Origin of the sequence: Cohnella lubricantis, assembly GCF_014212015.1 — a bacterium.
Lineage (GTDB): Bacteria > Bacillota > Bacilli > Paenibacillales > Paenibacillaceae > Cohnella > Cohnella lubricantis.
The window spans coordinates 1-10,613 of record NZ_JACJVN010000029.1; the positions used below are offsets into that span (position 1 = coordinate 1).

Below are 10,613 nucleotides of genomic sequence, written 5' to 3' on the forward strand. Positions count from 1 at the left end.
CCAACTAGCTAATGCGCCGCAGGCCCATCCGCAAGCCACAGATTGCTCCGTGTTTCCCAGTTCAGCGATGCCGCCAAACTGCGTATCCGGTCTTAGCATTCGTTTCCGAATGTTATCCCGGTCTTGCAGGCAGGTTGCCTACGTGTTACTCACCCGTCCGCCGCTAACCTCATCAGGAGCAAGCTCCCAATGAGATCCGCTCGACTTGCATGTATTAGGCACGCCGCCAGCGTTCGTCCTGAGCCAGGATCAAACTCTCCATAAAGAGGTGTTTGACTAGCTCATTAAAACCTAGCTTCTTATAAAACAGATTCGCTCATGATTCAGTTTTCAAAGAACAAGCTTCACTTGATTGCCCGCCGTATCAGCGGCAGGAGTTAAAGATTATCACATGCGCCGAAGCGCCGCAACCAACAATGTTTTCCATCTCGCCGTTGCCGGCTTGATCTATTCGGTTGGTTCTCTCCCCCCCGCACTCAATCTCGTTCGCGGCAGGAGTTATAGAATACACCTTATTCCTAGCCCATTCAACCGGGAATAGTTGCCAGATAGAATAAAGCGGCAGAAGCGCATCCTCACGCCTCTTGCCGCTTGTAGTATCAAGCTCTATTCACTAAGAATCCGATCAACATAGGCCCATTGCTCGGCTGTCAGACGAATGCCGGAGGCCTTGGCATTCGCTTCGATCTGCTCCGGCCGGCTCGCTCCGACGATCGCGCTGGACACTTCAGGAAGACGCAGCGTCCAAGCAAGTGCCAATGAAGACAGCGGCAAGCCGAATTCGGACGCAAGACCCTGCAGCCGCTTCGTCTTGGTTAACAGCTCTTCCTTTAACCAAGAACGTACCGTCTCGCTGCCCTCCGACGTCACGGATCGGCTAGCGGGCAAGCGTTCCGTTACAGACGCGTATTTGCCGGTCAGCACGCCTTGCGCGAGCGGTGAATACACAACCTGTCCAATACCATGCTTGCGGGACAGAGGAATGACTTCCGACTCTATGTCTCGGGCAAATATATTATATAGCGGCTGGTTGGCAACGATCGGATGGAACCGTTGTTGCTCCGTGATCGAGACCGCTCGCCATATTTCCGCGGCAGACATGTTGCTGACGCCGGCATATAAGATTTTCCCCTGTCGGGTTAAATCGTCAATCGCTCTAAGCGTCTCCTCCATCGACGTGTCCGGATCCGGGTAGTGGCAGTAATATAAGTCGATATAATCGACCCCGAGACGTCTAAGCGAAGCTTCGCACTGTTCCGTGATATGCTTGCGAGACAACCCTTGGTCGTTCGGCAGCGTCCCCATGGGACCTCTGACCTTCGTAGCCAGCACATACGAGGATCGCGGATACTTCGCCAGCGCCTCGCCGACGATGCGCTCCGCTTCTCCGTGGCTGTAGACGTTGGCCGTATCGAAGAAGTTAATCCCGAGCGAATACGCCTTGTCGATCGTGCGAATCGCTTGATCCTTGCCGACATAACCGCCGTACGTGAGCCAACTGCCGAGGCTGATCTCGCTGACCTTTAATCCGGTATTCCCGAGCTTCCGGTACTGCATATAATCGCCCTCCCCAGGCTACAAGACATCGGACGAACGATGGATACGTTCGCCCGATTGAATGTATGAGGAGAGGCAGCGCAACATTCGTCCTTAACGCTGGCTGCCAGCGGCACCGCCAGATTGCTGCGCGCTCTGCAGAACATAGCTTAAATCCCGAATCAACGTATCCGATTGCGAACGGAGCGAAGCCTTGTTCGATAAGAGTTGGTTAATGCGGTCAATTGCTTGAATGGCTTGCGGATCTTCAACGGTCATCACCACCACTTGATCCGAGCTTTGCTCGTTGAAGGAAGGAATGCCTCTTCTTCCATTGCCATTGCCATTGCCATTGCCATTGCCATTTCCGCCATTATTGGCAGCCTGGTTCATATTCGCGCCGGTTTGCCCGTCCGCGCCGCCAACAATTCGCAGCCAATTCCCCAACTGCAGAATGTGGGAATCCGTGTTGTTCGCGGCATTAGGCGAAGTGTTGAATCCGCCGGCATTGGCTCCGTTAGCCGCGCCGTTATTCCGATTGTTCGCGCCGGTCAGGCTGTTGATGTCGTCCACCGCGTTCTGTCTCATTCTGTTCCCTTGCTGAATGACATTCGCGCGGTTCGCATTCTTCGCATTCACGCCGTTGTTGTTCCCGGCGTTATTGTCGGCGCCGCAGCCTGTCAGCAGCACAGCGGATACTCCGATGCAAGCGAACGCCTGCAGCATCGATCTCAAGCAGCATACACCTCCCGTTGTTTGTGATGGGTAGAATTCGCATGCGCATCGGGAAATAATCAAGTAACTTTTACCTCTAGAGCTTGATTCGAGATAGGCGTGAATGAACCGCCCTGGCCAAGAACATATTACCCGCAAGGCAGCCTTTGCCTGTAACGTTCTATCGCTCGGGGAGGAGTTCCTCATGTCGGCATTCGAATTGGCGAGCCGTTCCGTTATTGCCTTTATGATTCTTTTCGTATGGTGCAGAATATTAGGCAAAAAGCTGATGTCTCAAATGACATTTTTTGATTTTGCCGCTGGCGTGACGATTGGAACGATCACCGGCAGTATTATTTTCACCAACTCCTTGTCTATGTGGAAAGGATTCGCCGCCTTAAGTGTATTCAGCGCCCTCGCTCTTCTATCCGGCCTGCTGGCGATGAGAAGTCTTCGCTTGCGTAAATTGCTCAACGGGGAACCGACCTTGTTGATCAAGAAGGGGCAAATTCTGGAGCAAGGAATGAAGAAAGCGAGAATCACCATGGATGATTTGTTGATGATGCTCCGCAAGAAGAGCGCTTTCTATCCAGATGAGGTAGAGCTTGCTTACTTCGAATCCGACGGAACCCTCTCGGTTCTCAAGAAATCCGATCTATTGCCGGTCACGCCAAAAGATCTTAACCTAACCGTTCCAACCAGAGGTCAATCGCAAACTCTCATTATCGACGGCCGTATCTTACCAAATAGCGTAAATGCGTCGGGCAAAGACATTCAATGGATAAACCAGCAATTGAAAAACCTTGGCGTTGAACGTATGAGCGACGTCGCGCTGGCTCAAATCGATCAGTTAGACAAGCTTTACGTCGACTTGCGGCAAGATTCCGGGATTCAATAAAAAAAGAGCGCCCTCCTCGCGGAAAGCGCTCTTCTTCGTTCGATCAAATCGATCGACGAATCGCATCTTATTTAACAGCTTTCTTCCAGTCAGCTGCGAACTTCTCAATACCTTGCTCCGTCAGCGGGTGCTTCGACAGCTGCTCGATTACGGAGAATGGAACCGTCGCGATGTGCGCGCCGGCCATAGCTACACGGGTAACATGGTCCGGATGGCGAACGGAAGCGGCGATGATCTGGCTGTCCAGGTTGTGCGTGCGGAACAGCTCGGCAATCTTCGCGACGAGCAGAACGCCATCTTCGGAGATGTCGTCCAGGCGGCCCAGGAACGGCGATACATAGGTAGCGCCGGCGCGAGCGGCCAGCAGCGCTTGGTTAACCGTGAAGATCAACGTAACGTTCGTCTTCACGCCTTTCTTGGTCAGGTAGCGGCAAGCTTCCAGACCGGCCAGCGTCATCGGCAGCTTGATCGTGATGTTCTTATCGCCGCCGTTGATCTTGATGAGTTCGTTCGCTTGCGCGATCATCTCTTCAGCCGTAATGGCGTCAGGCGTTACTTCAGCGGATACCGATTCTACTTCCGGCACAGCCTTCAGAATTTCTTCGATGCGGTCTTCGAACTTCACGCCTTCCTTGGCGACGAGCGAAGGGTTCGTCGTAACGCCGGACAGGACACCAATCTTGTATGCTTTCTGAATGTCCGCGAGGTTCGCGGTGTCGATGAAGAATTTCATGAATAATGACCTCCAATTAAATGAATGAATTTAGGTGCAATGAAGCGTTATTTCAACAGCTCTTGAGCGACGCGAACCACGTTGCTTACCGAGAAGCCGAAGTGCTCCATGACCGCGCCTCCAGGGCCCGAAGCGCCGAACGTATCGATGGACACTACCTGGCCGGCGGCTCCAGCGTAACGCTCCCAGCCAAGCGAGATGCCGGCTTCGATCGTGATCCGCTTCGTTACGGCGTTAGGCAGAACGCTCTGCTTGTATGCTTCCGGCTGGCGATCGAACAGCTCGCGGCTTGGCATCGCGACGACGCGCACCGAAGCGCCTTGCTTCTCGATCTCGGCCTTGGCGTTCATGGCGAGCGATACTTCCGAGCCGGTCGCGATGAGGATCAAGTCCGGGCTGCCATTCGTCTCTTCCAAGATATAACCGCCGCGGGAGACATGGTCGACATTCGCCTTCGTCGCTTCGTAGATCGGCAGGTTCTGGCGGCTCAGTATGAGAGCGACCGGACCTGCCTTCTGCGTGAGCGCATAGGCCCAAGCGCTGGCCGTCTCGTTGGCGTCGGACGGACGAATGACCGTCAGCCCCGGAATCGTGCGCAGCGCGGCCAAGTGCTCGACCGGCTCATGCGTCGGGCCGTCTTCGCCGACGGCGATGGAATCATGCGTGAATACGTAGATAACAGGCAGCTTCTGCAGCGCCGCCAGACGGATCGACGGACGCAGGTAGTCGCTGAATACGAAGAACGTGCTGACGAACGGATTCACGCCGCCATGCAGCGCCATGCCGTTGCCGGCTGCGCCCATCGCGTGCTCCCGAACGCCGAAGTAGACGTTGCGGCCGGCGTACGACTCAACCGCGAAGGTCTGCTCGCCGCGCATATCCGTCATCGTCGAATGAGACAGATCCGCGCTTCCGCCGAAGAGGCTAGGAACCATTTTAACATAGTGATTAATCGCTTCGCCACTTGCGACGCGGGTCGACACGGCCTTGGACGCATCGAACGTCAGCAGGTCCGTATTCGCGATCTTCACGTTGCCGTTGATCGCATCTGCGAGTTCTTGGCCTTGCGCCGGGAACTTCGCTTGGTAAGCGGCGAACAGCTTCTTCCAAGCTTCTTCCTTGGATGCTCCCTGCTGCTTGAGCTGATCGAAGTGCGCGCGAACCTCCGCCGGTACGGTGAACTCTTCTTCGTAGTTCCAGCCGTAATTCGCTTTGGTTGCGACCGCTTCTTCCTTGCCCAGCGGATTGCCGTGCACCTTGTTCGTGCCGGCCGCCTTGCTGCCATAACCGATAACCGTGCGGACTTCGATGATTGTCGGCTGTTCGGTGTTCTTCTTCGCTTCTGCGATCGCCTTAGAGATCGCCGCCACATCGTTGCCGTCTTCGACGCGCAGATATTGCCACTTCGCGGATTCCGCGCGCTTGCGCACGTCCTCGCTGAAGCTCAGGCTCAGCTCGCCGTCAAGCGAGATGTCATTCGAATCGTAGAGCACGACCAGCTTGCCGAGCTTCATGTGCCCAGCCATGGACATAGCCTCGTAAGAGATGCCTTCGCTCAAGCAGCCGTCGCCGACTAGCGCGTATGTGTGGTGGTCAACGACCGGGAAGCCCTCTTGGTTGAACTTCGCCGCGAGGTGCGCTTCCGCCATCGCCATGCCAACTGCCATGGCTATGCCTTGGCCGAGCGGCCCTGTCGTCGCGTCGACACCGTCCGTGTGGCCGAATTCCGGGTGGCCTGGCGTCTTGCTGTTCAGCTTGCGGAATTGCTTCAGGTCTTCGATCGATACGTTATAGCCCGTCAGGTGCAGCAAGCTGTACAACAGCATGGAACCGTGTCCGGCCGACAGCACGAAGCGGTCGCGGTTGAACCACTTGGCGTTGCCCGGATTGTAGTTCATGTGCTGAGCCCAGAGCGTGTAAGCCATCGGAGCCGCGCCCATAGGCAGGCCCGGGTGGCCGGAATTCGCGGCGTTGATGGCATCGATCGACAGCGTGCGGATCGTGTCAATCGAGAGTTGATCAATGGTTTGCGTGGTAGGCATACAATTCTCCTTCGTTCTCCATAGATTTGGTATTGGATTCGGACGGCGGAGCGGACTTGCCGTCCAGGCCGGCTGACGATTGGGCGTCCAGATTGTCGCCGGACCACCAGCGGTAGCCGTCGCGCGCGAGCAGCTCGTCGGCCGCGGCCGGCCCATAAGAGCCGGCTTCATACGGATAGAGCGGCACCAGGTTCTCCTCGAATGCGTCGAGCACCGGCTGCACCCACTGCCAGGACATCTCGACCTCGTCCCAATGCGCGAAGAACGTCGAGTCTCCCCTTAATGCGTCATAGATGAGATTCTCGTACGCTTCCGGCGCGTCCGCTTCGTTCGGCTGCAGCTCGATCTGGATCGGCTTGAACCGGCCGTCGCGGCCCGGCTCCTTCGCGTTGATCTGCAGCTTGAAGCCTTCGTTTGGACCGATCTCGATGACGAGCAGGTTCGGCGACGTGCCGTCCTCGTTGGCCGCCAATGCCTGCTTGACAGGCTCTTTGAACTCAACGACGATGCGCGTCGACTTCTCCTTCATTCGCTTGCCCGTCCGGATGTAGAACGGCACGCCGCGCCACAGGTTGTTGTCGATCATCAGCTTAGCGGCGATGAACGTATCGTTCTGCGAGCCCGGCATGACGCCCGGCTCGGACGTGTAGCCGGGAACCGGCTTGCCGCCGATCGCGCCAGCCGCATATTGCCCGCGGACAACGCTCGCGTGAACGTCTTCCTTCTGCACCAGCTCGAGAGCTTCCATGATGCCCTTCTTCTTGAAGCGGACCGTCTCGGCTGAGCTGTCATGCGGGACATGAATCGCCGTCATCATGAGCAGCTGCAGCATATGGTTCTGGAACATGTCGCGCACGGCGCCTACGTGATCGTAGTAGCCCGCGCGCTCCTCGACGCCGACGGTCTCGCTCGCCGTAATCTGCACGTTCGCGATGTATCGGTTATCCCACAGCGCTTGAATGACTGGATTGCCCTGCTGCAGCGATTCAAGCCGCTGCACCATCGGCTTGCCGAGATAGTGGTCGATTCGGAAGATCTCTTCTTCCGTGAACGACTTGCTCAGCTTCTTGTTCAGCTCGCGCGCCGAACGCAGATCGTGGCCGAACGGCTTCTCGATCACGAGCCGCTTCCAGCCGTTCGCGGAGCCAAGTCCGCTCTTCTGAATATTGGCGGCGATCGGTTCGAAGTACTCTGGACCGACTGACAGATAGAACAGTCGGTTCGGCGGCATGCGAAGCTCCTCTTCCCGCTTCTCGACGAGCGAGAGCAGTCTCTGGTAATCTTCCTCGCGTCCGATATCGAGGACCGAGTAGCGGAACGCGTCCAGGAACGATTGAAGCTTGCCGGCATCCTGCGCCTTCCGCCTGGAGAATTCTTCAAGCGACTGTGCCACAGCGTCCTTGAATCGACCATCGGACCAGTCTCTTCTGCCGAGTCCAATCAGCGAGAAAGGTTCTGGCAGCTTGCCTTCAACGTACAAATTGTACAGGGCAGGGTAGATCTTCCGTTTGGCCAAATCGCCCGTCGCCCCGAATAATACGATCGTGGTCGGCTCCATCTCTTCTCCAACTCCCTTCTATGCTCGTATGGAACCTGCGCATAAGCGCAATATGCTGGTTTCTCTCTTGTAATTTAACTATAATACGTTTAGGAGCTATACAAGTAATTAATATATTTCACAGGAGATATAAATCTCATCTATGACCAATAATTACGAACTGTACAAAGTGTTCTATTGGGCCGCGAAGACGGGCAGCTTGTCCCAAGCCGCCAAAGCGCTGTACCTGACGCAGCCGAGTGTCAGCCACGCCATCAAGCAGCTGGAGGATCGGCTTGGCCTCACGCTGTTCTATCGCACCTCCAAAGGCGTCGCACTGACGCAAGAAGGCGCGGTTCTCTACTCTTACATCGAGCAATCGCAAATTCTGATTACGCTCGCTGAAGAGAAGATGACCGCGCTGAAGAACTTGGACAGCGGCGAGCTGCGAATTGGCGGCAGCGACTCGCTGTTCAAGCATTATTTGCTTCCGTATCTGGAGCAGTTCCATGAACGGTATCCCGGCGTCAAGCTGCACTTGAATCACGGGACGACACCGGAGATCATCACGTTCCTGAAGGAAGGCCGCATCGACTTAGGCGTTATTCGCATGCCGATTGTCGACGCTCAGTTGCAAGTGCGCGAGAGCTTCCAACTGCAGGACTGCTTCGTGGCGGGGTCTCGGTATGGCGAGCTGAAGGGTAAAGTGCTGTCGTTGGCTGAACTGCTTCAATATCCGATCATTCTCTTCTCCCGGAACAGCCGGGCACGGATGGGGATAACAGAGCTGTTCCAGAGCTACGGGCATTCGATCAAGCCGGAGATTGAAGTGGGCAGCGTTGATCTGCTGACGGAGTTCGCGAAGCGGGGGTTGGGCATCTCTTACGTGACCAGGCAGTTCGTATCGAAGGAGCTGGAGGAAGGATCTCTATTCGAGATTCAATTGGATGTCACCCTTCCCCCGGCCCATGTGGGGATTCTAACGATGAAGAATATGCCGTTGTCAACAGCAGCACGGGGGTTCATGGAACTGATCCGTTAATCGTCGCCATATCATTCCTTGCCCGCGATCGACCGGTAGGTCTCCCCGTTGGCAATAACGAAGAGCCGTGCCTCCTTCGGAATCGGGGTATCCAGCTTGCGGTTGATGCTCATGTCGCCGCGGTCGGAGATCAGCGTCGCGCCCTTTCGGATAAGTTCCTGGAATGCGTCGCCGTACGTCCGCCAGCCCGGCAGTACCGGCACTTCGTAAATATCATCGCCCCGCTGCCTGCTGAGAAGTTGATTTATAATCTCCGAATTGCCTTCCTGCAGCGCCGCCCGCACGGCGAGCCGCGATATCGCGTCATACGACAGCACGAAGTCGTTGACGTTGATGTAGCGGAAGTTCTGAATATTCCGCTCCTGCATAATCTCCACCGTCGTATGGACGTCCGGCGCGATCCGCTCGATACTCGACGCGATGAGCAGCGACTTGCCGTCGGCCAGCGCCGCTTCCTCGATGCGCGAATCCGCGAACAGAATCGCCGAACGCGCTCCCTTCAGATTGGCCTTCTCAAGAGTCTCTTCCGATGCCGGATCGCCGCTAATGAAATGGACATTATTGTTGCGCGCGAGCGGATGGCGGTCGATCTCGTCAAGGATGACGATCTCCGCATCTGCGTTGGTGGCAAGTATCTCTTCGACGGCATAGTGCGCTTTCTTGCTCCAATTGATAATGATAATATGACCTTTCCCTTGGTAGCTCAATTGTCCGGCCTCCCGTTGTCGATGGATGGATGCGACGGAATCGATCACCTTGCCGATCAGCAGGCTGAGCAGTCCGACTCCGAAGATATACAGAAAGATCGTCAGCGCTTTGCCGAGGTAAGTCTTCATGTAATAGTCGCCGTAGCCGACCGTCGACATCGTCGTCAGCACCCAGTACAAGGCGTTGAACCAGTGGGCGAACGTATCCGGCTCCAGCGCGTAGGCGATGGAAGCGCAGGCCAGGATGAAGAACAGCGCCGTCATCGCGATCGACGTGTTCTTGAATTGCATCGTCTTCAGCAGCAATCGAAGAATCAATGGCATGTCGAGCTCTCATCCGTTCTGTAAGAATAGTCTATCAATCTTCCATTGTTTCCAGTAAACGATATCGGGAAGAACGTTGTCAATCCGCTGGTTCGTTACATCCACGCCTCGGCTTTGATGCGGTCTCGTTCAGACAGAATTAATATTTTTAAACTTTCTGTGCCGAATGCGCCATTCGTGAAGGCGTTCGCCTCTGGCTTGTAACCGATCGAGAACGAAGTGCCGTCTTGCAAGTGTACGCGAAGGCTGATGCCATATTCGGGTTTGGTTTGCTTGTTAATCTCATCGAAGCCGACATATTGCAGCGGAAGCAGCTCACGCACGAATTGCTCGGCTGCATCTGCGCCGAGATAACCGATGATACTTCCGTCGTTGCCGCTCACCAAGCTTACGTTGGCGACCTTCCCCTCGATGTCGAGCAGCTCACCCATCGTCTGCGCATGCGGATTATGGTCGACTTGATAAATCTGCTGATTCGCGATCACGCGAAACTCCGGTCTATAGTCCTTCAAGGCAAAGACGGGCGTTCCAACCGCCAAGTAGGCGGCGTCCCCGTTCCTCGCTTGATGATATGAGCAAGGGTGATCGTCCATCGTATATTTCACTTGACCGGCCTTGTCGCCAATCTGATCATCCGGCACCGGTTCAGCGCCTTCGATGCGATCATAATGAATATCATTCAGAATTAGAAAATCGACCCATTCGTTCACGACGCCGCACGTTCCGGTCCACTCTGCCAGCTTGCCGCTCAACTGACAGCCCGGTAAAATCGCTAGAAGCATCGGAATCAGCAGCCAGATCGCTGCCCGTCTGCGAACCATTCCGTTCATCGCACATCACCTCTTGCTTATTTGACGCGCCCTGCCTTTGAATGGTTGCCACTTCTGAAGAGGCCGCCATTCAGCCGCGTTCGGGCCATCGCCTCGCGGTTGCCTCCCAACAAGGCACTTATTGTGCCTTGTTCGCGCCATCGCCTCGCGGCTGCTCCCAACAAGGCACTTATTGTGCCTTGTTCGCGCCATCGCCTCGCGGCTGCCTCCCAACAAGGCACTTATTGTGCCTTGTTCGCGCCATCGCCCC

General features: G+C 55.7%; 9 protein-coding genes and 1 rRNA gene. 2 read left to right on the forward strand and 8 right to left on the reverse strand.

Annotated elements, in window-relative coordinates:
- The 3 genes from H4Q31_RS08390 to H4Q31_RS08400 form a co-directional block, all read right to left on the reverse strand.
- Positions 1 to 265, reverse strand: a 16S ribosomal RNA gene (locus H4Q31_RS08390); the annotation flags it as partial.
- A gap of 341 nt (positions 266 to 606) precedes the next feature.
- A complete protein-coding gene (locus tag H4Q31_RS08395; RefSeq protein WP_185178627.1) occupies positions 607 to 1,557 on the reverse strand; it encodes an aldo/keto reductase family protein in 951 nt (316 codons plus the stop codon).
- Between the two features lie 93 nt (positions 1,558 to 1,650).
- The gene (locus tag H4Q31_RS08400; protein WP_185178628.1) at positions 1,651 to 2,271 is read right to left on the reverse strand and encodes a hypothetical protein; all 621 of its coding nucleotides are present in this window, start codon (positions 2,269 to 2,271) and stop codon (positions 1,651 to 1,653) included.
- Between the two features lie 184 nt (positions 2,272 to 2,455).
- Here H4Q31_RS08400 and H4Q31_RS08405 point away from each other — a divergent pair, with 184 nt between their 5' ends.
- Complete coding sequence (locus tag H4Q31_RS08405) at positions 2,456 to 3,148, forward strand: DUF421 domain-containing protein (RefSeq protein ID WP_185178629.1); 693 nt, start codon at positions 2,456 to 2,458, stop codon at positions 3,146 to 3,148.
- A 67-nt stretch (positions 3,149 to 3,215) separates the two neighbouring features.
- Here the strand turns inward: H4Q31_RS08405 and fsa are convergent, their stop codons facing one another.
- From fsa to zwf, 3 genes are read right to left on the reverse strand one after another with little or no spacing between them, the layout of a single operon-like run.
- A complete protein-coding gene (gene fsa, locus H4Q31_RS08410) occupies positions 3,216 to 3,881 on the reverse strand; it encodes a fructose-6-phosphate aldolase (protein ID WP_185178630.1) in 666 nt (221 codons plus the stop codon).
- A gap of 47 nt (positions 3,882 to 3,928) precedes the next feature.
- Positions 3,929 to 5,923, reverse strand: a complete 1,995-nt coding sequence (tkt, locus tag H4Q31_RS08415) for a transketolase (RefSeq protein WP_185178631.1) — start codon at positions 5,921 to 5,923, stop codon at positions 3,929 to 3,931.
- Entirely contained in the window at positions 5,901 to 7,481 is a 1,581-nt protein-coding gene (gene zwf / locus H4Q31_RS08420; protein WP_185178632.1) for a glucose-6-phosphate dehydrogenase, read from the reverse strand. Before zwf ends, tkt begins: the two co-directional genes overlap by 23 nt.
- 142 nt (positions 7,482 to 7,623) lie before the next feature.
- Between zwf and H4Q31_RS08425 the strand changes: the two genes are divergently transcribed.
- Positions 7,624 to 8,502, forward strand: coding sequence for a LysR family transcriptional regulator (locus H4Q31_RS08425; RefSeq protein WP_185178633.1), 879 nt, complete (start codon positions 7,624 to 7,626; stop codon positions 8,500 to 8,502).
- Between the two features lie 11 nt (positions 8,503 to 8,513).
- On the opposite strand, the gene H4Q31_RS08430 is transcribed toward H4Q31_RS08425, so the two are convergent.
- Positions 8,514 to 9,533 carry a potassium channel family protein gene (locus H4Q31_RS08430; protein WP_185178634.1) on the reverse strand — a complete coding sequence of 340 codons (1,020 nt, stop codon included), beginning with the start codon at positions 9,531 to 9,533 and terminating at the stop codon, positions 8,514 to 8,516.
- Between the two features lie 95 nt (positions 9,534 to 9,628).
- Positions 9,629 to 10,363, reverse strand: coding sequence for a hypothetical protein (locus tag H4Q31_RS08435; RefSeq protein WP_185178635.1), 735 nt, complete (start codon positions 10,361 to 10,363; stop codon positions 9,629 to 9,631).
- Positions 10,364 to 10,613: the final 250 nt, after the last annotated feature.